This window comes from Burkholderia metallica (assembly GCF_902832845.1).
Taxonomy (GTDB): Bacteria; Pseudomonadota; Gammaproteobacteria; order Burkholderiales; family Burkholderiaceae; genus Burkholderia; species Burkholderia metallica.
The window spans coordinates 331,670-353,789 of sequence record NZ_CADFDB010000002.1; the positions used below are offsets into that span (position 1 = coordinate 331,670).

The following is a 22,120-nucleotide window of genomic DNA, read 5'->3' on the forward strand; positions in this document are numbered from 1 at the left end:
CTTGAAAAAACTGGATGCGCAGCACCGGGCGCCGGCCCGGAATGCGCATCGCCCTCTGCTCGCGGCGGGTGCGCGGCGAGCAGTTGCCGCCGCCGCGCACGCGCTGTCACTTACGCGAGTGCGTCCCGCACAGTCTCTGCAGCGGACCACTTGACGACCTGCTCGAGACCGTGTCGGCACAGGATCTCGCTTTCGTTGAAGTACACGAACGATTTTGCGCCTGACTCCATGCCGGCTTGCATGCTTTCGATGTTGCCGAGATCCTCGAGCATCGTGTCGGCGATGTGCGACGTGAAATGCTCGAGCTGGAGGCGCTCGCGTACGGTCGTCGCTTTCCGGTTGTAGAAGCGTGCTTCCCAGACAGTCGTATTCGCCGAGGTCGGCCAGAACTCGTGCGTCCAGAACTGGTTCGCCGAAATCTGCAGATGCCAGTTCGGGAAAAACCAGTTCACATCGCTCGACCACTCGGTGTGCTTGGTCGGGTTGACGGCCTGGTGCTCGACGACCGGGTTGATCTCGTTGCCCTTTCGCGTGCCGGTCACCGTCTGTCCGGCGGAGAACAGCCAGCGCATCACTTTCGCCTGCTCCGACGGCTGGCTGCCGGTGTTCAGCCACAGCGACATCGAGCGGTGCGCACCGTAGAGATTCGCACTGATCGGACGGCTGAACGGATTCGGTTGCCCGGTGTAGACCGGACCCAGCGTCTTCGGGTGAATCGACGCGATGTGGTAGGCCTCGCTGAAGTTCTCGGCCACCGCCTTCCAGTTCGCCCTGAATTCACCGCGCAGCACGATCGGATGATCCGGATTCTGATAGGCGATGCCCGCGAGCGTGTCCGCCGCCGGTCCCAGGAATTCCTTCAGGCCGACTTCCGGCGCCGGCGCCATGTTGATGAAGATCCAGCCGTCCCACTGCTCGACCGCCACCGGCGTCAACCCGCATTTCTTCTTGTCCAGGTTGAAGAACCCGGCTTCGTCGGGCACGTGCGCGAGTGCGCCCGCATTGTTGTAGCCCCAGCTGTGATAGCGGCAAACGAAGCGTTTCGCATTTCCGTTCGGACGATGTTCGACGATGTTCGCGCGGTGCGCGCACACGTTGTGAAATGCGCGGATCTCGCCGTCGTCCGAGCGCGCGATGATGACGGAGGCGTTGAAGATCGCGAGTTCCTTCACGAAGAAATCGCCCGGCTTCGGAATGCGCTCGACGCGACCCACCATCAACCACGCACGACGGAAAATGCGCTCGCGCTCGGTCTCGTATTGGGCCGGGTCGGTATACAGCGACACGGGCATCGGTTTCGTCGACAGTCCGACGGATTCGGTCAAGCTCGGTTCGAGTTCGCCAGGGTGGTTCATGCCAGCTCCTGAAAGGGGTGAAGGACGGGGTCTTAATCGAATCGACACGTGCTCAGCCGTGCGGCTGAAAACCGGTCGTAATCGTCAATGCGTGAACGGGCGGCGCATGTCGGATACCCGGCGCCCCGTGCATCTCCACGGCGATCGCGGCGTGGCACATCGCGAGCAGCAGGCGGAACAGGTTCTGCTCGGGCGCCGGCATGTCATCGAGCGGAAACTGCTCGAGATGGACGGTCGCCTCCTCCGCCTGCGCGGACATCGCTTCATAGAACGTCACGATCTCCGCGTAAGGCATCGCTGCGCGGTTGATCCATCGTTCATGGGATGTCGGCGCGCTCCACTGTGCGAGAAACGGCTCGAGATCCTCGAAACCCTGCGGCAGACGGCCAGACTCATCGGATACTGCTTCAGTCATCTTGCTCCTCCGGATGTCTCTGCGTCGGACGGTGACGCAGATTCTGTTTTTTCTGTAAGCGGATCAGGCCGCGCCATACGCATTACGATGAAGCGTCATTGCGTGACGATTCAAATAATTTGCAATGCGAATAAATGTGACGAGGCGACGTACCTGTCGGCGGGCATTCGGTGCCGTCGGGTCCGGTTGGGATCGACGGCACTCGGGTAGATAGTATTCGGCGGTGAGTGAGCGGGTATTTCGAAAGCGTCCGAATTTGTTTATAGCGCGTACGGATTTCCGGAACCGTTCGATCGACGGCCGACCGACGGGAAGACCGAAACGCGATCGTCGCAGTGCGGCAGCGCATGCCGGGATTCGGCGGTCGAAGCCTGTCGACCGCCGAGCGGGCGTATGTCCGGTTCTAGTGCACCCTCTAGCGGTGACGTCCAGGCACGTGACGCGTGTCGTCGTCGACCGTCGGCGGCTGGCGTCGATACTGGACAGGGGAGCAGGACGTCGTTCGCTTGAACGCGGTGCAGAATGCACTTTCCGACTGGTAACCGAGCGCAAATGCAATCGATGCGACGCTTTCGCTCGTATGGCGCAATCGATCCATCGCCGTGAGCATGCGCCATCGCATCAGGTAGCCCATCGGCGTTTCGCCGACGGTTTCTCTGAACCGACGCGCGAAAATCGTGCGCGAGAGTCCGGCGATCCGCGCGAGTGCGTCGAGCGACCACCGACGGCCAGGATCGGCATGCATTGCGTCAATCGCTGTTCGAAGCTGTCGATCCGACAGTGCGACGAACAATCCGACGGGAAAATCGGAGGGTGACGTGGCTAGATGAAGCCGTAGCATCTGCACCAGCATGAGGTGCAGAAGATGATTCGACACCAGCGTGCCGCCCGGCAGCGACGCATGCAATTCCGATTTCAACTGATCGAGCAACCAGCGCAGGATATCCGCTTGACGGGTCGTGCGTGGAAAACTGAAGAACGGCGGAAGTGCGTCGAGCAGCATCGCCGCGTGATCATCGGGAAACGAGAAGAACGCGCCTATCAGAAGGACATCGCCACCACCGTTATGGATGGCGATCCCGTCACGTTCGATGGCTTCCAGAACGGCCGACGAGTCTTGCGGCGGCAGGGACGGATCGGCCGACAGCACGATTCCGCTGCCTCGGTTCAGCAGGAAACAGTCGCCCTCTTCCAGCCGGACGGGTTCTGCCATGCCATCGACGCTTCCCCAGCATTCGCCTTGCAGAACGGCTGCGAACTTGATGCCGTTGTATGGCGGAAAGAATAGGGACCACGTACCGCCCGTGTCGAACGACGCATAAAGCCGGTTGCACGGTTTTAATAGTGAAAGAACGTCCGAAAGCGGATCCATGGATATCCGGATTGCAGTCGTTGATCGACGTCATCCTCAATGAGGACCGATGCCGACAGTCGATATCGATACCACGGCGTCGTAGCGGAGCGCTACCGCGGTCATCCCGCGGTGCCCACTCTCATACCGTGGCGGAAACGTTGCGCGCGAACCGATCGGGCGACGGGTGCCATGCCCGATGCACCGACCAAAAGCATCATGCCAATGGGCGCATCCGCCCGTGCGCGTTCGTCGTGCGACTTTTTGCGCGATAACCCCGATCTTACTGTGTCACATATCGGCTTGCCCGGCTCATCGCACAAATCCGGCCGGAAAAGCGCCCGCGCATCAGTAGCGTGCCGGATTGGACCGCTTTCGCATACCCGGCATGAAGTTTGTCGGAGCCGCCGCTCCGACGAAGCCGTGTGGAAATCCCGTGCATTGATTTCAAAGCACGGAATGAACGCCCGTTAGCCCTTATCGTCGACCAGCGACACCGGGAATAATCGGCTTCGACATAGCGCCTTGCGGAATGCACTGCGAGGACTGCCATCCCGTTGACATGCGTTGCACGCGTCTTCACCGTCGTTCGGCGAGGATACCCTGGACAATCGGTAGTCGATGACACTTTGCGGCCACTCTCTCAGCCCCGGCTACGCCACGTTCCCCATGCGCGCCCTGCCTCCGGCCGGATTCGCGCGCGGGCAAGTGCCGTCGACGCACGTGCCCGAGGTGGCGGCGTCATGAAAATCACGCCCGCCCGCGCCCGCGTATTCACGCTCAGACATTTACGCAGCGATCTGCTGCCGTGGGCGATCGCGCTGGCTGTCGGCATCGACTACTTCGACAACACGATCTTCTCGTTCTTTACGAGCGTTATCGCGGGCGGCATCAATGCGTCGCCGGACGAGCTGGTGTGGTCGTCGACCGCCTATGCGACTGCCTCCGTGCTCGGCATCGTGCAACAGCAGTGGCTGATCGAGCGCCTCGGCTTCCGGCGCTACCTGAGCGGCTGCCTGCTGATGTTCGCGGCGGGCGCGCTGATCGCGTCGCTCAGCGAATCGTCGCTTGCGCTCGCCACGGCGCGCGGCTTTCAGGGCTATTTCATCGGACCGATGCTCGGCACCTGCCGCATCATGCTGCAAATCGGTTTCACGCCGCAGGATCGCGCACCGGCCACGCGCATCTTCCTGATCATGATCCTGCTCGCGAGCGCACTCGCGCCGATGGCAGGCGGTTATCTCGTTGCATGCTTCGACTGGCGCGCGCTGTTCATGTGCTCGACGGTGGGTGGGGCCGCACTATCGGTGTTTGCATTCCTCGTGGTGCCGCACATCGGCAGGCGCCCGGTCGAGCGGCGCAGCGCCACTCATCTGTGGCCCTATCTGGTGTTCGCCATCGCACTGGGTGCGCTGCAGATCGTCGCGCAGCAATTGCGCTTCGAAGTGTTCAGCACCACGCCCCTGATGCCGCTGGCCACCGTCGCGGGGCTGACCGCGATCGGCTGGTTTGCGTGGCACCAGTGGCACGATCCACGCCCGCTGGTTCGCCTGAATGCGCTGCGCGAAGGGCCTTTCCGGCAAGGTATCGTGCTCTATGCCTTCTATTACTTCATCAGCAATGCGATCGGCTTTCTGGTGTCGCGGTTGCTGCAAGGCGGGCTGGGCTACCCGGTGGAAAATACCGGCCGCATCGTCGGGCTGACTTCGCTCGCGGCGATACCGATGGCGATCGCGTATTTCAAGTACTCGCGCCTCATCAGGCGCAAATGGCTGATCGTACCGGGCTTCGTCATGGCAGCCACGATCAGTGTCTGGATGCTCAACCTGCCTCCCGACGTCAGCGTGGGCTGGCTGCTGCCGCCGCTGGTGTTGCGCGGCTTTCTGCTGATGTTCATCGCACTGCCGACGGCGAGCGCAGCGTTTCAGATTTTCTCGAACGACGAATTCACGCACGGTTACCGCTTCAAGAATGTCGTCAAGCAGATGGCTTACTCGCTGTCCACCGCGACGTTCATTATCGTGGATCAGCATCGCACGGCGCTGCATCATACGCGTCTCGTCGAATTCGCAAGCCCGTATAACCCGGTGTTCCAGAACGCGCTCGAAACGATGACGCATGCGTTCGAGGCGCAGGGATTGGGCGAAGGCGCGGCGCGCAGCCTGTCGCTGGGTCGACTGGCGAGTATGGCCGCACACCAGGCCAGCTTCCTGAGCGTGCTGGACGGCTTCGAGATGATTGCAGGGATCGCGCTCGCAGGCGGCGTGATCGCCTCGGTGCAGCGGCAGATCAGGTAACCGGATGCGGATCGCCAATGCACCTGGCCTGCACCCTACACACGAGACCGCAGGAATTCCCGAGCTCGCCAAGCCAGATTGGCGGGATAACACGCTCGCACATGCGGACGCCCGGTGCACGGCTTTCGTCTGCAGAGACATCTGCCGGCGCATGCGCGCCGGATTCGATCCCTCCGAACCGAGGCTTCGCAAAAACTCAATTGGTTTGCCGCCGGCGTGCTTTTACGCTGTCCGACACGGGCAGCCGAGGCGAACCCGGTATACGGGCATCGGTACGGGACGACAGCAGCATTGGATCGCATGGCAGGCATCGCCCGTTCCGGCCGCTCATCTTCATGACCGGAACGCAGTGTCGGCAATCACCCGCGATGTGCACGCACACTCCAGGTCCGCCGCTCGGGCGTGACCTGACTCGACGCACAAGAAGAATCCGGGACGCACCCGGAATTGATCGGCCGGGCATCCGCGGTGTGGCAAGCACGATCGCCATGACTACGGAATCCTGAATTATTCGCCCGGCAACACATATACAACAAAGGTATGGAGACGACATGAATCAAGCAACGCAGCCGGTCCGCAGCAGTCTTTTCATCATTCTTCTATGCTTTCTGACGCTCGTGGCCGATGGCTACGATCTCATCGTCTACGGCGCAACCGTTCCACATCTTCTGGCAGAGCCCGGCTGGCATCTGAGCCCTGCCACCGCCGGCCTGATCGGCAGCTGGACGCTGGTCGGGCTGATGGTCGGCCTCGCGGTGGCCGGCCCGCTGACCGATCGCATCGGCCGGCGCCGTCTGCTCATGGTGGGCGTGCTGTGGTTCTCCGTCGGGTCGGTCGTCTGCGCATTTGCGACCTCCCCCACGTTCCTGGGCGCGGCCCGCTTCGTCACCGGGATCGGCATGGGCGGCGTGGTGCCGTCCGCCGTGGCGCTGTCGGTGGAGTACGCGCCCAAGGGGCGCCGCCAGCTCTACAACGCGCTCACGCTGACCGGCTACTCGGTAGGCGGCATCGTCAGCGCGTTGCTCGCCATCGCGTTGCTTCACGAGCACGGCTGGCGCACGTTGTATGCGCTCGGCGCGTTCTACGCGCTGCTCATGCCGGTCATGTATTTCCTGCTTCCCGAGTCGGTGGATTTCCTGGTCGAGCGTGGTCGCATGGTCGAAGCGCGCGCGCTCGCGGCCCGCTATTCGCTCGATCTCGACCAGATCCTGCGCGACAAGGATGCCCAGCGCGCGTCGCCAGGCACCGCGCAGGCGGCAAGCGGCTACCGGCTGGTGCTCTCCCGCGAGTTCCGCGCCACCGCGCTGCTGCTCGCGTTCATGACCTTCTGCGTGCAACTGATCATCTACGGGCTCAATGCGTGGCTGCCGCAGTTGATGCGAGCGGCCGGGTATCCGCTCGGCTCGTCGCTGCAGTTCCTGCTGGTGATGCAGTTCGGCGCGGTCGTGGGCATGCTCGGCGGCGCGTGGCTGGCCGATCGCCTCGGCTCGCGACGCGTGATGTTTCCGTTTCTCGTGATCGGCGGCGTGTCGCTGATCGTGCTGAGCCAGAAGCTCGGCTCCACGTGGCTGATGCTCGCCGTGTTCGGCGCCGGGCTGGGCTCGATCGGCACGAGCAGCCTGATCTACGGGTATATCGCCGCACACTTCCCGACCTCGTGCCGAGGATCGGCGCTGGGCGGCGCACAGGCCGTCGGGCGCTTCGGGTCGATCCTCGGGCCGATGATCGGTGGCTGGATCGTCGGCGCCAACCTCGGCATGCACTGGAATTTCTACGCGTTTGCCATCCCCGCCATCATCGCGGCAACGGTCGTGCCGCTGATCCCGAAATCGGAATAAGGTCGCCCGTTCGATGGAAACATACGACTACATCGTGGTAGGCGCAGGCTCGTCGGGCTGCGTGGTGGCGAGCCGCCTGTCCGAGGACCCCGCGGTGCGGGTACTGCTCGTCGAAGCCGGCCCGGACATGAACAACTTCTGGGTGCGCATGCCCGCCGGCGCGGGCAAGCTGTTCATGGACAAGCGGTTCAACTGGGCGTTCGATACCGAGCCCGTGCCGACGCTAGGCGGCCGGACGGTGTACTGGCCGCGCGGCAAGGGCCTCGGCGGCAGCAGTTCGATCAACGGGATGATCTACATGCGCGGCCAGCCGAGCGATTTCGACCATTGGGCCGCGCTCGGCAACGACGGATGGAGCTGGGCGGACGTGCTGCCGTATTTCATCCGCTCGGAAACGAACCAGCGTGGCGCAAACGACCATCACGGCGGACAGGGGCCGCTGCATGTCAGCGACGCGGCGATCTCGCATCCGAGCGCCGACGATTTCATCGCCGCCGCGCAGCAGGCCGGCATTCGCCGCAGCGCGGATCTGAACGGGCCGCCGCACGAAGGCGTCGCCTATCGGCAATACACGATCCGCGACGGGCGCCGCCACACGTCCTACAACGCATTCATCGAACCGGTGCGCCATCGTCGCAACCTGACGGTGCGCACCGGCGTGCGGGTGATGCGCGTGGTTCTGGAAGCCGGCCAGGCCACCGGCATCGAGGTATTGGATCGCGGCGAGCGGCGGCACATCGCCGCTGCGCGCGAAGTGATCCTGTCGGGCGGCGCGCTCGCATCGCCGCAGTTGCTGATGCTGTCCGGCATCGGCGACGCCGCGGCCCTGCATCGGCACGGGATCGCGGCGACGATTGATTCCCCCGGCGTAGGCCGCGACCTGCAGGATCACTGGTTCGGCTCGCTCGCATGGCGCGTCACGCCGGACAGCTCGTATAACCACCGGCTGCGCGGGCTACGCAAGTATCTGGAAGGCATGCGTTATCTGCTGACCCGCAGCGGCTATCTCGCGCTCGGCGCGGCACCCGTGACGGCCTACGCGCGCAGCGAGCCGGAACGCCCGGAAGCGGATCTCCAACTGACGGTGAGCCCGATGACGTTCAAGTTCGCGGCGTCCGGCGAGCCGGTCGTCGACGATTTCCCGGCCATCGGCGCGTCGGTCGTCCTGCTGACGCCCGATTCGCGCGGCCATATGGAACTGAAGTCGCCCGACCCGTTGCAGGCGCCCGCGTTTCACCCGAATTACCTGAGCGATCCGGGCGACATCCGGCGCTCGATCGCGGGTTTGCGGCTGATGCGGCGCATCGCGAACACTGCCCCGCTCGCGTCGCGGATCATCGAGGAGCGCGTACCGGGAGCGTCCATCACGACCGACGAACAGTGGCTCGCGCATCTCAAGACTCACGGCAACAGCGGCTGGCACCAGGTCGGCACATGCCGGATGGGTGTCGATGCACAGGCCGTCGTCGATCCGCGGCTGCGCGTCCGCGGCGTCGGCCGGCTGCGCGTCGCCGACGCGTCCATCATGCCGAAGATCGTCGCCGGCAATACCAACGCGGCCTGCATCATGATCGGCGAAAAGGCCGCGGACCTGATCCGAGCGGATGCGATGTCCGCCCGCGCGGTGCCCGCGTGATTACCGGTGCTTGCCAAAGAACGGCGCCAAGCTTCGACACCGCTGCGGGCATCTGCGCCGGCGCGTCGTAGCGCGACATGTGCGTGCCGCCCTGGATCGCGGACAGTTTCTTGTCCGCGCTCGCGGCCGTATCGAAGATTTACCGACTGAACCACAGCGAGCCGGCTTCGTTTCCGGCGATCAGCCGTAGCGGTTGCGACACGCTGCTCGTCGCGAATTGGCTCGACGCATGCGGATCATGCGCCGACGCGCATATCGACTAGCGCTTGTCCGGCCGGTGAAACGTCGGCCAGCGCTGCAGGACGAGTTCGCGCGACGCACCGTATGCGTAGCAACTGTCGATCTTGAGCGGTGTCCCGCCGGCATCGGTCGCGTCGAGCAAGGCTTGCGAGCGCAGCGGGTTGACGGTCTGGATGGCAGCGGTTGCGAGCGGAATCAGGATTTCGCGCAAGTGCGTGCAGGTGTCGCCGGGCGGCAGGCGCTTGCGCACCTCGCCGCTCCAGCCTGCACCGATGCGCAGTCCGACCAGCGCTTGCAGCGACGCGCCGCCGCCCGGGCATTCGCGGTATGGATACGCGCGGATGAAGGTGCCGACCGCGTGGATGACCATGTCGAGATCGAACACGACGCGCAGGCCGAGATCGTGAATCGGCTCGTTCGCCGGCACCACGCGCGCGCCGCTCGGCGGTGCGAAATCGTGCGATTTCCGGTCCGTCAGATGGCCTTCGATTTCAAAGAGGCCGTCGCTTCGCCTGAACCCCTCGAATGAAATGTGCCGGGCGTGCAGCGGCTCGCGCGTGACGTGTTCCGTGGCAGCAGCGTTAGCGTGACCGCTCATCCCGCACTCCTGTTTGCATCGATTTCGCGCGAAACATTCGCCAGCGCGTGCGCGAGCACCCGGCCATCGCTGCGCTCGTCACGGATGAGCTCGGCATATTGTCCGGCCGCCGACGCATGCACGCCATGCGACGCCAGGCCGTCGCCTTTCGCGATGATCTGGTCGAGCGTCAACGGCCTGGCGGGCGTGCCGACGCTGTCGATGACAACGCTGGAATGCGCGGTGCCGCCATCGCGCACGATCCGGGCGCCGGTCGCGAAGCGGGTCGGGTAATACTGCGTCAGCGCATCGCTGGCTTCGAAACGCACACGCTGCGCGATGCGCCGGATCTGCGGATCGTCGAGGAACGTGTCGTCGTACGCGTCGTAACGGTAAGGCCCATAGCTCAGCGTCGCGCCGACGATATAAGGGCAACTGTATTGGGCGGCCATCGCCGACTCGGGCCGCGCGAGCATGTGCTGATCCGCGATGAGCCGGGGGCCGCTGATCACGATCTCGCGGATGTCGTCGGTCCGCATCGCAAAGTTGTCGGTCAGTTCGGCCAGCGCGTCGATCGTCGAGTGGAACAGGCGGCAGCACGCGTAAGGCTTGAGGCTGATCGAATGGATCTGCAGCGCGCCGTTCAGCTCCACCGCCCGCAGCGGGCCGCCGAACAGCGCCGCGAGCCCGTAGGTGCCTTCGACGACCCGCTGCGGTGCCGTTACCGCATCCATCCGCGCGAATTCCGCGGCGAGCACGCCATTGCGTGCCGCGATACCCGCATGAACCCGCTTGACCTCTCCGCCCGACGCCTCCGCCGAGAACTGCATCGAGCCGCTCGCCTGCGACAAGGCATGTCCCCAGGCACGGATCAGCGAGTCCGGCGTGACCGGCGCGTCGTCCCGGTATGCATGCAACGCCACACATGCGGTAGCCGCGCCGAACGTGCCGAAAATCGCCGTGGGATGAAAGCCGCGATGCACGGTTTCCATGCCGCCCGCTGCCGCGCCAACCAGCGCCATCGCTTCGTATCCTGCCGCCACCGCACGGAACAGCATCGCCTGCGACGCACCGATGTCGGCTGCCACGGCCAGCGCCGCGGGAATGACGGCCGCGCCGGGATGGCTCAGCGTCTCGTTATGCGTATCGTCGAGTTCGTAGCTGTGAGACGCCGTGCCATGCACCAGTGCGGCAACGGACGCATCGGCCGTCCAGTCGGCGCCGAGCACCGGACTTGCACCCGTGCCGGCGAAACGACGCGACCAGCGCGCGATCTGGCCGGTCCACGGCCGGGTCACGCCCCACAGCGAGACGATGAAGTTGTCGAGAAAAAGCCGGCGCAGCGCTTGCGTATCGGCATCGGTCGAGCGCCCGTTCGCCACGCGCGCGACATGCGCGGCGATCGCCGCGGTGACGTCCGTCGGCGTGGATGCCGGTTCACCGGCGCCGTCGGGAAAGTGCATGGTCCGTCTCCTGTCGTGACGCGCCTGCCCGTCGACGCACGCTGCGACATCGCAGCGTGCGGCCGCGATACGCACGCCGTGTGAACGTTTCGTCGATGTCAGCGCGCAGCGTCGCGCAGGCAGCGCACGCCGTCAGGATGATCCGGGCAGCGGTTCGCCGTCAATTCGCGCCGGGCGACTCTCCCGTACTTTGAAAAGGCACCGTTGCCGTAAACGGGTATGCCCGATCGTCGATCGACCGTATCGGGCGTGCCCGCGGATATTCGACGCGAACGTCGTGCTTTCCCCTCGCCAGGAGGTTCCGGGCGCATGTTCACGTCGCCGGCGAATTCGGTTCGGAATGCGCCGCGCACGGCGCCGTCGTCAGCGGGCCGAACCGAGGTTGTCCTGGAAGAACGGCCCCAGCTTCGCCATCGCCTGCTCGACGCATTCGGGTTTGTCGTACAGGTCGTAGTGGCTCGCGCCGTCGACGACGAACAGGTTCTTCCGGCTCGAACGCGCGCGCTCGAACAGTTCGTAGCCGTCGCGGTACGATCCAAATGCGCCGGGCCTGCTGCCGATGACGATCTGCAGCGGCTGGGTAAGCAGTTGCTCCGCGAGGTGAAACGCGTCGAAGCCCACCGCCGCCTGCAGGCCAGAGAAGCGCAGCTTGTTCGGCGAGCCCGGTTGCTGCCCGCGCGGCGTCGTGTAGTAGTCGACGGCTTCGACGATGTCGATGTCGTCGATCCCGGCCTGCTCGCGCAGCGCCTCCGACGCGGGAATGTAGTTGACGATCAACGGTTCGGCGCCGCGCGCCTCGGCGGTACGCTGCTTGCCGATCGCGTCGAGCGTCGCCAGCGCCGCGTCGGCCGACATATCGCCTTCGCGCATGAGGCGGCCATAATTGGCCGCGACGACGGTGCCCACCGCCTTGATCCGGCGCTCGGTCATCGCAGCGTTGACTGCATAGCCGCCGCCACCGCAGATGCCCAGCACGCCGATGCGCTCGTCGTCCACGTATTCGAGCGTCACCAGATAATCGACCGCGCACCGGAAGTCCTCCACGCGCGACGCCGGATCTTCCAGGTAACGCGGCTCGCCGCCGCTCGCGCCCTGATGGGATGCGTCGAACGCGAGCGTCACGAAGCCGAGCGCGGCCAGCTTCTGCGCGTAGATCGACGCGGTCTGCTCCTTGCAGCTGCTGATCGGATGCGCGCAGATGATGGCCGGATACTTCGTGCCGGCGTCGAAGTTCGGCGGGACGTACAGATCGGCAGCAATGTCTGCCGAGCGGTTGCGGAATTTGACGGATTGCGGCATGGCGTTGTCCTCCAGTGCGGTGGGAAATTCGAAACTGCACCAATGTTAGACGCTGGCTCGCCGAGTGATAATCCTGCAAAATCTGCTTAAAGTCATAAGCAGAGTTTCTCAATGGCCGGCAACAATCTGAAGGATCTGTCCGCGTTCGTGATGGTGGCGGAAGAGCGCAGCTTTACCCGTGCGGCGGCACGGCTCGGCGTGTCGCAGTCGGCGCTGAGCCAGACCATCCGCGGCCTCGAGGCGCGGCTCGACCTGCGGCTGTTCGCGCGCACGACGCGCAGCGTGTCGCTGACCGAGGCCGGCGAACGGCTGTTGAACCGCGTCGGCCCCGCGATGAGCGAAATCGATGCCGGCCTCGAGGAAATCGGCGAACTGATCGGCAAGCCGACCGGCGTGGTCCGGCTGACGGCCGACGAATTCGCAGTACAGAGCGTGCTGCAGCCGGCCATTGCCCGCTTCCTGCCCGATCATCCGGGCATCCGGATCGAGATCACGACCGACTACGGGCTTGCCGACATCGTCGACGGTCGTTTCGACGCCGGTGTGCGACGCGGCCGCCTCGTCGCGAAGGACATGATCGCCGTGCGGATCGGCCCCGACATTCCGATGGCCGTCGTCTGCGCGCCCGCGTATCTCGAACACCACCCAGCACCCAAGCGCCCGCCCGATCTCGTGTCGCATGCGTGCATCAACCTGCGCCTGCCGACGCATGGCGAATTCCTGCCGTGGCTTTTCACGAAGGGCGGCAACGAGCACCGCATCAAGGTGGACGGCCCGCTGGTATACACCAGCATCGCGCCGGTGCGGGATGCGGCGCTCGCCGGCCTCGGGCTCGCGTATCTGCCCGAGGAGTACGTGCGCGCGGCCCTCGCGTCCGGGCAACTGGTCGAGGTGCTGGGCGCATGGCGCAAGACCTTCGAGGGCTACCACCTCTACTACGCGAACCGGCGGCACGCGACATCCGCGTTCTCGCTGCTGGTCGACGCGCTGAAATACAGGAAGCCGTAAAGACGGGGGGTGCCGTTATTCCAGCGGCACGTCTTCGGCCGGCCGGTCCAGCAGTTGCCGGATCAGCGCGCGCGCGATCGGGCCCTGCTCGCGGCCGCGCGCAGTCGCAATATGGATGCGGCGCACGGCCCACGGCTCCGCGAGCTCCATCACGGCGACGCGACTGAACAGTTCATGACTGACCAGGCACTCCGGCTGCACGGTCACGCCGAGGCCCGCCTGCACGAGGCTGACGGCGACGCCCGCGCTCCTGACGCCGTACCGCGGCTCGAAATCGACACCGATGCGGCGCGCCGCCGCGCGAATCGCGCCGAGCATCGCACCAACCACGATCAGGTTCTCCGACAGCAGATCCTGTGTCGTCAGGCTCGCGCGCGCGGTGAGCGGGTGGCCCAGCGGGACGACCGCGATCAGGCGATCCTCGCGGTAAGGCGTCACGTCGACGCCGCCCAGATCGAGTTCGTGCGCGGCCGCGAATACACCGACGTCCGCATCGCCGCGCGCGACGGCCTGCACGATCTCGGCGTTCTCGAGTTCGTTCACCACCAGATCGACGAGCGGATAGTCGCGCTGGAAGTCGCCGATCTCGCGTGCGAGAAACGGCACGATGATGGAGCGCGCCGACGCGACGGAGAGTTCTCCCCGCATGCCATCGGTAAACGACGCGATCTCGGAACGCATGTCGTCGAGGTCGTCGAAGATCCGGCGGATATAGCGGACCAGCACCTCGCCGGCCGGGCTCGGCGCAACGCCTTTCGGGTTGCGTTCCAGCAGCTTGATGCCCGCGATGTCCTCGAGGTCCTGGATGCGCTTGGTCGCGGTCGACGCGGCCACGTTCTCGCGGATGGCCGCAAGCCCGATCTGCTGCTCCTCGACCGCCGACAGGAACAGCTTCAGCGTGAACAGATCGACCTGCCGGATCAGGTGCAGGCGATTGAATGTACTCATGTCTCCCCTCATGCACGTCTTCATGACGTTGTCGGGCGCCGCAGCCGGTTGCGCGTCGCAGTCGTGCCGGGCTCGTCGCAACGGGAACGATGCGTTGCGGCGAATGCGAGGGGCGTGAAGGACGGCGGCGTTCGAAGCCGATCCTACACCGAGATCCGTTCGAACAGTGATGCGGCGCGGCAGAACGCGGCCGGGGGCATGCAGTGCCGGCCGCGCGTGCAGGTTTCAGTGGAACGGTAGCCGCGGCGGCGCGCGGCTTCGCCAATCTTCATACCGTTGCCGCGATGCGCCTAGCGGCCCGTCTTGAGGAGCGCGTCGAGCAACGCATTGTCGGCGCCGATGTCGCGGGCCGCGTGCAGCGGCGGCGGGCGCTTGCCGTCGAACGACAGCGGCAGCCCGACCAGGCCGATCTCGTCGTCCGACGGTTTCTCGATGATGCCGAGCGCGTGCGTCTGCGCGTGCGCAACCACCTCCGCGGTGGTCTGAATCGGCGCGACGGGAATGCCTGCCGCCTGCAAGCGCGCCTGCCACGCCGCGCGGTTGTCCGTCGCGAGCCGCTCGCCGATCAGGCGGTCGATCTCCGCGCGATTGCGCAGGCGCGCCGCATTGGTCGCAAAGCGCTCGTCGTGCGCCCATTCTGGACGCTCCAGCGCCGCGCACAGCTTGGCGAACAGCGCGTCGTTCGCGGCGCTGACGATCAGGTGGCCGTCGGCCGTCGAATACGCGCGATGCGGGACGATGAACGCGACGCCCGATCCGTGCCGGCCGCCGGTATCGCCGTCCGCGCTGTAGTTCGCGATCGCCACCGTCATCCAGCCGATCGCCGTTTCCAGCAGCGAGCCGTTGACGGTCGCGCCGCAGTGCTTGATCTGGCGGCGATACAGCGCCGACAGGATGCCGATCACGGCCCACAGCCCTGCGCCGAAATCGACGATCGACACACCGGCGCGGACCGGCGCCTGCCCTTCCTCGCCGGTGATGCTCATGATCCCCGAGAACGCCTGCATCAGCGGATCGTAGCCCGGCAGCGTGTTCAGCGGCCCGAGATGGCCGAACGCGCCGATCTCGCAGTAGACCAGCTCCGGCTTGGTCACGCGCAGGCTGTCGGCATCGAGCCCATATTCGGCACTGGAGCCCGGTCTCAAGTTGTGGATGAATACGTCCGCATGCTCGGCGATCAGCCGATGCAGCGTCGCCAGCTGTGCGCGATCCTTGATGTCGATGCAGATCGCACGCTTGCCGCGATTCAGTGCGTGAAATGCGGCGCCGCTGCCCTTCCATTCGCTCGGCCCCCACCCGCGCGCCGAGTCCCCGGTCGGTCGCTCGATCTTCCACACTTCGGCGCCGAGCGATGCGAGGATTTTTCCGCTGAACGGCACCGATGCGCTATCGCTCAGTTCGACCACGACGACCCCCGACAGTGGCAAGTCACGCAACATGTCGCTTCTCCTGATTTTGTGGTGACTACAATTGAGACACGCCGCCGGAACGCAGCATCCCGTCGATTTCGGTGCGGCCGAAGCCGTATTCGGTCAGCAGCGCGACCGAATGCTCGCCCAGGCGAGGCGCCGGATGACGCAGCTCCGGCGCGCTTTCGCTCCATTGCTGCGCAATGCCCAGCGTCCTGATCCGGCCTTCGGACGGATGATCCTGCTCGGCGAAAAAGCCGACCGCCGTCATGTGCGGATCGTCGATCAGCGTTTCGGGGGTATTCATCTCGATCACCGGAATGTCCGCTTCGGTCAGCGCGTTCACCCATTCGGCCGTGGTCCGCGTTTCGAACACGCTCGCGAGGAACGCGTACAGCTGCGCGATGTGCTCGGTGCGCCCGCCGATGTTGTTGAAGCGTGGATCGTCGGCCATCTCCGGATGCCCGGACAGCACGAAGAAACGCTGCCAGTGATGGTCCGCATAGACGTTCACGCCGATATAGCCGTCGAGCGTGCGATACGGGCGGCGGTCGGGATTCATCATCCGCGCATAGCCCCAGTCGCCGAGCGGCGGCACGAACGTGTGCCCGTACAGATGATCGCCGAGCACGAAATGCGCGAAGGTCTCGAGCATCGGCACGAACACCTGCTGCCCGACGCCGGTCTTCTCGCGCCGGTAAAGCGCCATCGCGACCGCATTGCTGGTTGCCATGCCGACCACGCGATCGGCAATTGCAGTCGCGACGTAGGTCGGCGGCCCCGCCTTCCGGCTTTGCAGCACCGGCATCCCGACCGCGGCCTGGATCAGGTCGTCGTACGCCGGGCGTGACGCATAGGGGCCGTTCTGTCCGAAGCCGAACGCACCGCAGTAGATGATGCGCGAATTGGACTTGCACACATCCTCGTACGCAATGCCGAGCTTCGCCATCGTGTGCGGCCGCATGCTGTACAGCAGCACGTCGGCCGATTCCGCCATGCGCTTCAGCGCGCCGATCCCGTCCGGATGCTTGAGGTCGAGCACGAGGCTGCGCTTGTTGCGATTCAGGTGCAGAAAGATCGGGCCCATGCCCGGATGACGGCTCGGGCCGATGTGGCGCGTCGTGTCGCCGTCGCGCGATTCGATCTTGCACACGTCGGCGCCCATGTCCGCGAGCAGCAGCGACGCATAGGGGCCCATGAAATTCGACGTCAGGTCGAGAATGCGTACGCCGTCGAGCGGTCCGGCCATGTCAGCCTCCGACGACGGTATGAAAATTGAAGGGCTTCACGATGTCTCCTCCGTGAGCGGGCACGCCGCGCGGGCGCCGGTGGACCGGCGCGCCGTGCGCGGCCCTCAGGTTTTCGACGGCACGAACACCGGCAGCTTTTGCGCGCCGCGCAGCACGAACCGGACTTCGACGTGCTGGCCGATCCGGATCGTTTCAGGCGGCGCGTCGATCTGAGCGAACAGATAGTAGCCTTCGTCCATGCGGATGAAGCCGACCGTGTACGGAACGATCCCGGCCCACACCGGCGTCGGTCCGCGCATGATCGTGCTGTGCGAATAGATTTCGCCGCGGCCCGACGCTTCGGTCCAGTCAAGGGATTTTGCGCCGCAATGCGTGCAGAACGAGTGAGCCGGCCACACGGCTTCGTGACAGGACGTGCAGCGCTGGTACGTCAGCTTGTCGTCGGCCAGCGCGTCCCAGTAGGGTTGCGCGTCGAGCAGCCGGTAAGGCTGCGGCCAGGCGTTCGGCGAATGCGTTTCGATCATGGAATGCTCCGGTCGGATATTACGTTGCGGACGACAGCAGCAGCACCGCGCCGGCGGCCAGCATCCCGCCCGCGCCCTGCACCAGCACGGTTTGCGGGCGGCGGGCCGGCGCGAGCCCGAGCGCCTGCCCGCGCAACTGCCGGACCGCTTCGACCATGCTGTCCATGTTGCACGAGATACCGGGCTGCCCGAACGACAGCCAGCCGCCGTTGGTGTCGGTCGGCAGGTCGCCGTCGACGCCGGTACGGCCTTCGCGATAGAGATCGATGCCGCGCCCCTTCTTCGCGAAGCCCAGGTCCTCCATCACGATCGGCCCCATGTGCGCGAAGTTCACCGAGATCTGCGCCATGTCGATGTCGGAAGGCGTCAGGCCCGACATGGTGTACGCCTGTCGCGCCGCCTCGGCCGTTGCCGTGGTCGTCAGGTTCGGCAATGCGCCGAGACTGTCGAACCTGCATTGACGCATGTTCATGCGGTCGGTCAGATATTCGTGCGTCGTGGCCGATCCGTAGCCGAGCAGGTACACCGGATCGCGTGCGTGGCGCGCGTTTTCCAGCGAGGTCACGACCAGCGCGCCTCCCGTGCCGCCGCCCCACGTCGAACACATCCAGCGCCGCAGCGGTGTCGCCACGTACGGCGACGACAGCACCGCCGCGCGATCGATCTCGCCGAACTTCGCCTTCGCCGCGTGCGGATGATGGCGTCCCCAACGCTGGTTCGCGATCGCCACATCGGCAAGATCGTCCTCGGTAATGCCGAACTCGTGAAAGTAGCGCTGCGCGGCCTGCGCATAGAGCGCCGGGATCGTGGGGCCGTACGGAATCTCGAACTGCGGGTCCGCGTCGGCTTCCGCGCCCATCGCGACCGCGTCGACGAACAGCTCGGTCGCGTCGCTCTGCAGGCACAGCACGTACTCGGCACGGCCGGCGGCGATCATCTGCGACGCGATCGCGAGCGTCGACGTCAGGCCCGCACCGTGCATCGTCAGCTCGCTGGTGAGCGTCACCGGCATCTGCATGTGCGAGATGAAGATGTTGCTCCACTGCGAACGCTTGTCGGCCCACGGCGAGCGTCCCGTGAACACCGCGTCGACCTGATCCTTGCGGATGCCCGCGTCGGCAAGCGCATCGAGCGTTGCCTCGGCGGCCAACTGAAGCGGGTCCTTGCGATTCGCACGTGACGCATAGGCATCGCCCATGCCGACGATCGCCGCAACCGGACGAGGAGTCATGGCCGCGCTCCTCAGACCTTGAACTCGGGCTGCGCTTCGGCGATCAGCGCGTCGAGATCCGCGCGCTTGCGCAGCATCAGCAGGCTCCATTCGCTGCGCTGCACGACTTCACCACGCTGGTTGTATGCCTGGATCAGCATCGTGCCGACGCCAAACTTGTCGTCCTTGTCCTTCTTCGCGATGACTTCGGCGCTCGCGTACACCGTGTCGCCGATCTTCACCGGATTCAGGAAACGCATCTTGTCGACGCCGTAATTCGCCTGGATCGCCGGGCCGAACTGCAGCAGGCCGGAGATCAGCGAGAACGTCAGCATGCCCTGCACGATGCGTTCGCCCCAGCGCGTTTTTTCCGCGTATTCCTTGTTCGAATGGATCTCGATCCAGTTGCCGGTGAACATGCAGAACATCACGACGTCGCTCTCGGTTACGGTGCGGCCGGGCGAACGGAATTTCTGACCGACTTCGAGCTCGTCGAGCGGAATGTTGATGCTGTTGTTGATGCCGCTCATGGCGGTGTCTCCTTATTGCCTGGTTTGAGGATCCGGCGCGACGGCGGCAAGCGCGCCGGGCCGTTGGAAGATGCGTCGGCCCGGTTACTGGCGCATCGACTTCGCGATGATCGTGCGCTGGATCTGCGACGTACCGCCGCCGATCGTCGATTGAATGCTTTCGCGCAGGTAGCGTTCCATGTCCGCTTCCGGCAGGTTCGCGTAGCCGCCGAGAATCTGCATGCCGGCCAGCGCGCATTCCTTCAGCGTCTCCGAGCCGTACAGCTTCGCCATCGACACCTCGCGGCTGCACGGCACGTGATCGGCCGCCATCCGCGCCGCGCGATAGCAAAGCAGACGTGCCGCGTCGACCTTCGTCTGGCAGTCGGCGAGCATGTGGCGAATGACCTGGAAGTCGTACAGTTGATGGTCGAACTGAATGCGGTCGTGCGCGTAGCGCGTGGCCGTCGCCACTGCCTGTTGGGCATTGCCGGTATAAGCTGCCGCCACCGCGCAACGCTCGAGCTCGAGGTGCTCGGTGATGATCTTCCAGCCCTGCCCTTCTTCGCCCAGCAACGCATCGGCCGGCACGCGTACTTCGTCGAGGAAGATTTCGGTCGTGCCCGTCGCATGGCGCGACAGCGTCGGCAGCTTGTTGATCACCATGCCCGGCGTGTCGTTCGGAATCAGCAGCACCGACAGGCCCTTGTGCTTGTCGTCCGTGCTGGTGCGCACCAGCATCGCGATCACGGTATCCTTCGCGGCCGCGCCGCTGCACCAGAGCTTCTGGCCGCTGACGATCCAGTCGCCATTGGTGTCGCGGCGTGCACGCGTCTTCGTGTTCGCCGCATCGGAACCCGCATCGGGTTCCGAGATCGACACCGAGAAACGGATTTTGCCGTCGATGAACGGCTGTACGTATTTTTTCTTCTGCTCGGGCGTGCCGAACTTGATGATGTTCATCGCGGTAAACGTCGGCACCAGCACCGAGCACGCGAAGTCGAAGCCGAACTTGCCGAGGCCTTCTGCCATCAGCGAATAATCGAAGATGTCGCCGCCCGATCCGCCTTCTTCCTCCGGAATCAGGATCCCGAGCCAGCCCTGCTTTGCGATCTTTTCGTAGGCCTCGTACGGGTAATCGCGATTCATGTCGCACTTGCGCACGTATTCGACCGTGATCTCGTTGTCCATGAACTTGTTCACGGTGTCGAGCCACATGGTCTGCGATTCGTCGAGAAAGTTAGCCATTTGTCTTCGCTCCAGTTATCGGCGTCTGCTCGGGCAGGCGCGCTGTTCGTCATGGAATCGAGCTTAGGGCCTCATGCGCTTCGAACCAACTGGCCATTTCTGAAGCGGCGCTTCGAAAATGTCGAAGCGCGGTTCAGCCTGTTCGCGCACGGCGTCGCGACCTCGATCGCGGATGCGATTGCAACGTGAAGAACGGGATGGAATGGGTACGCCGCGCTACGCGGGGAGAGAGGAACCCCGGAGGGGATTCCGGGGGGAACAGCAGGAACGCGCCCGCACGCGCTGCGGGCGTTTACGACATCGACGGCAGGCTGCGTTCAGGTCACGCGATCGCGCCCGTCTCGCGCAGCGTCGCGAGTTCCGCGGGCGTGAACCCCCAGTCGGCGAGCACGGCGTCGGTGTGTTCGCCGGGCCGCGCCGGCGACGACTGGATCGCGCCGGGCGTGCGGCTGAAGCGCGGCGCCGGCGCGGGCTGGACGACGCCATCGCGCTCGACGAACGTCTGCCGCGCGCGCAGGTGCGGATGGGTGGGCGCTTCCGTCAGCGACATCACCGGCGCGATGCAGACGTCCCGGCCTTCGGCGAGCGCGCACCATTCGTCGCGCGTGCGCGTGCGGAAGATCGCGGCGAACTTCGCGTGAATCTCGGGCCATCGCGCGCGATCGTGCTGATCCGGCATGTCGCCTTCAGGCAGGCCGAGCAATGCCAGCGTATTGCGCCAGAAGCGCGTTTCGTTCGATCCGACGCTGACCCAGCGGCCGTCCTTCGTCTCGTACACGTTGTACCAGGGCGCGCCGGAGTCGAGACGATTGCTGCCGCGTTCGTCCTTCCAGTATCCGCTCGCGAACATCCCGTAGAAGAGCGTCATCAGCGACGCCGAACCGTCGACCATCGCGGCGTCCACGACCTGCCCTATCCCCGATCGTCGGCTCTCGAAGAGCGCCGACACCACGCCGAGCGCGAGATACAGCGAGCCGCCGCCGAAGTCGCCGGCCAGGTTGAGCGGGATCACCGGCGGTCCGCCGGCCGCGCCGACCGCGTGCAGCACGCCGCTCAGCGAGATGTAGTTGATGTCGTGACCCGGCGCCTGCGCGAGCGGGCCGTCCTGCCCCCAGCCGGTCATGCGGCCGTAGACGAGCGCCGGGTTGGCCGCGAGGCACGCGTCGGGCCCGAGGCCGAGCTTTTCGGCGACGCCGGGACGGAAGCCTTCGACGAGCACGTCGGCCCGGGCGACGAGCTTCAGCACCGCGCCGGCCGCTTCCGGCTGCTTCAGGTCGAACGCGGCGCTGCGCCGGCCGCGATTCAGCAAATTGAAACGCGGATCGCCCGGCTGGCCGCCGTCGTAGCCCGGCGGGCGGTCGATGCGGATGATATCCGCACCCAGATCCGACAACAGCATGCAGCAGAACGGCACCGGCCCGACGCCGCCCAGTTCCACGATCCTGATGCCGGCCAGCGGCCCCTTTGCATTGCCCATTTCGATCGTCTCCAAGAGATGGCTCTTTTCGGTTCAGCTTACGCGGGTCAGGCCGGCAGGCCAATT

Annotated in this window: 18 protein-coding genes; 4 read left to right on the forward strand and 14 right to left on the reverse strand. The window is 65.2% G+C overall.

Annotated elements, in window-relative coordinates:
* Window positions 1-110: 110 nt before the first annotated feature.
* The 3 genes from HWX08_RS08855 to HWX08_RS08865 form a co-directional block, all read right to left on the reverse strand.
* The gene (locus HWX08_RS08855) at window positions 111-1,355 is read right to left on the reverse strand and encodes an aromatic ring-hydroxylating oxygenase subunit alpha (RefSeq protein WP_174920410.1); all 1,245 of its coding nucleotides are present in this window, start codon (window positions 1,353-1,355) and stop codon (window positions 111-113) included.
* 52 nt (window positions 1,356-1,407) lie between these two features.
* On the reverse strand, window positions 1,408-1,770 hold the full coding sequence (locus HWX08_RS08860; protein WP_174920411.1) for a hypothetical protein: 363 nt from the start codon (window positions 1,768-1,770) through the stop codon (window positions 1,408-1,410).
* A gap of 415 nt (window positions 1,771-2,185) precedes the next feature.
* A complete protein-coding gene (locus HWX08_RS08865) occupies window positions 2,186-3,142 on the reverse strand; it encodes an AraC family transcriptional regulator (protein WP_174920412.1) in 957 nt (318 codons plus the stop codon).
* A 722-nt stretch (window positions 3,143-3,864) separates the two neighbouring features.
* Between HWX08_RS08865 and HWX08_RS08870 the strand changes: the two genes are divergently transcribed.
* From HWX08_RS08870 to HWX08_RS08880, 3 genes are all read left to right on the forward strand, one after another.
* The gene (locus tag HWX08_RS08870) at window positions 3,865-5,418 is read left to right on the forward strand and encodes an MFS transporter (protein WP_174920474.1); all 1,554 of its coding nucleotides are present in this window, start codon (window positions 3,865-3,867) and stop codon (window positions 5,416-5,418) included.
* A gap of 551 nt (window positions 5,419-5,969) precedes the next feature.
* A complete protein-coding gene (locus HWX08_RS08875; protein WP_174920413.1) occupies window positions 5,970-7,256 on the forward strand; it encodes an MFS transporter in 1,287 nt (428 codons plus the stop codon).
* Between the two features lie 13 nt (window positions 7,257-7,269).
* Entirely contained in the window at window positions 7,270-8,892 is a 1,623-nt protein-coding gene (locus HWX08_RS08880; RefSeq protein ID WP_174920414.1) for a GMC family oxidoreductase, read from the forward strand.
* 259 nt (window positions 8,893-9,151) lie between these two features.
* Here the strand turns inward: HWX08_RS08880 and HWX08_RS08885 are convergent, their stop codons facing one another.
* From HWX08_RS08885 to HWX08_RS08895, 3 genes are all read right to left on the reverse strand, one after another.
* A complete protein-coding gene (locus HWX08_RS08885; protein WP_174920415.1) occupies window positions 9,152-9,730 on the reverse strand; it encodes a DUF2889 domain-containing protein in 579 nt (192 codons plus the stop codon).
* Window positions 9,727-11,172: an MmgE/PrpD family protein gene (locus HWX08_RS08890; RefSeq protein WP_174920416.1), complete on the reverse strand. Its 1,446-nt coding sequence runs from the start codon at window positions 11,170-11,172 to the stop codon at window positions 9,727-9,729. Before HWX08_RS08890 ends, HWX08_RS08885 begins: the two co-directional genes overlap by 4 nt.
* A gap of 363 nt (window positions 11,173-11,535) precedes the next feature.
* Complete coding sequence (locus tag HWX08_RS08895; RefSeq protein WP_174920417.1) at window positions 11,536-12,471, reverse strand: alpha/beta hydrolase; 936 nt, start codon at window positions 12,469-12,471, stop codon at window positions 11,536-11,538.
* Window positions 12,472-12,582: 111 nt separating this feature from the next.
* Here HWX08_RS08895 and HWX08_RS08900 point away from each other — a divergent pair, with 111 nt between their 5' ends.
* Complete coding sequence (locus HWX08_RS08900) at window positions 12,583-13,479, forward strand: LysR family transcriptional regulator (protein WP_174920418.1); 897 nt, start codon at window positions 12,583-12,585, stop codon at window positions 13,477-13,479.
* 15 nt (window positions 13,480-13,494) lie between these two features.
* On the opposite strand, the gene HWX08_RS08905 is transcribed toward HWX08_RS08900, so the two are convergent.
* The 8 genes from HWX08_RS08905 to HWX08_RS08940 form a co-directional block, all read right to left on the reverse strand.
* On the reverse strand, window positions 13,495-14,427 hold the full coding sequence (locus tag HWX08_RS08905) for a LysR family transcriptional regulator (RefSeq protein WP_174920419.1): 933 nt from the start codon (window positions 14,425-14,427) through the stop codon (window positions 13,495-13,497).
* Window positions 14,428-14,717: 290 nt separating this feature from the next.
* On the reverse strand, window positions 14,718-15,866 hold the full coding sequence (locus tag HWX08_RS08910) for a CaiB/BaiF CoA transferase family protein (RefSeq protein ID WP_174920420.1): 1,149 nt from the start codon (window positions 15,864-15,866) through the stop codon (window positions 14,718-14,720).
* A gap of 25 nt (window positions 15,867-15,891) precedes the next feature.
* Entirely contained in the window at window positions 15,892-17,085 is a 1,194-nt protein-coding gene (locus tag HWX08_RS08915) for a CaiB/BaiF CoA transferase family protein (protein ID WP_174920421.1), read from the reverse strand.
* Between the two features lie 105 nt (window positions 17,086-17,190).
* Window positions 17,191-17,610: a Zn-ribbon domain-containing OB-fold protein gene (locus HWX08_RS08920; RefSeq protein ID WP_174920422.1), complete on the reverse strand. Its 420-nt coding sequence runs from the start codon at window positions 17,608-17,610 to the stop codon at window positions 17,191-17,193.
* A gap of 19 nt (window positions 17,611-17,629) precedes the next feature.
* On the reverse strand, window positions 17,630-18,841 hold the full coding sequence (locus HWX08_RS08925; protein ID WP_174920423.1) for a thiolase family protein: 1,212 nt from the start codon (window positions 18,839-18,841) through the stop codon (window positions 17,630-17,632).
* Window positions 18,842-18,852: 11 nt separating this feature from the next.
* Window positions 18,853-19,350: a MaoC family dehydratase gene (locus HWX08_RS08930; RefSeq protein WP_059600924.1), complete on the reverse strand. Its 498-nt coding sequence runs from the start codon at window positions 19,348-19,350 to the stop codon at window positions 18,853-18,855.
* An 84-nt stretch (window positions 19,351-19,434) separates the two neighbouring features.
* Window positions 19,435-20,577 (reverse strand): acyl-CoA dehydrogenase family protein, encoded by a 1,143-nt coding sequence (locus tag HWX08_RS08935; protein ID WP_174912036.1) that lies wholly within the window; start codon window positions 20,575-20,577, stop codon window positions 19,435-19,437.
* A 322-nt stretch (window positions 20,578-20,899) separates the two neighbouring features.
* Complete coding sequence (locus HWX08_RS08940; protein WP_174920475.1) at window positions 20,900-22,054, reverse strand: CaiB/BaiF CoA transferase family protein; 1,155 nt, start codon at window positions 22,052-22,054, stop codon at window positions 20,900-20,902.
* Window positions 22,055-22,120 lie beyond the last annotated feature (66 nt).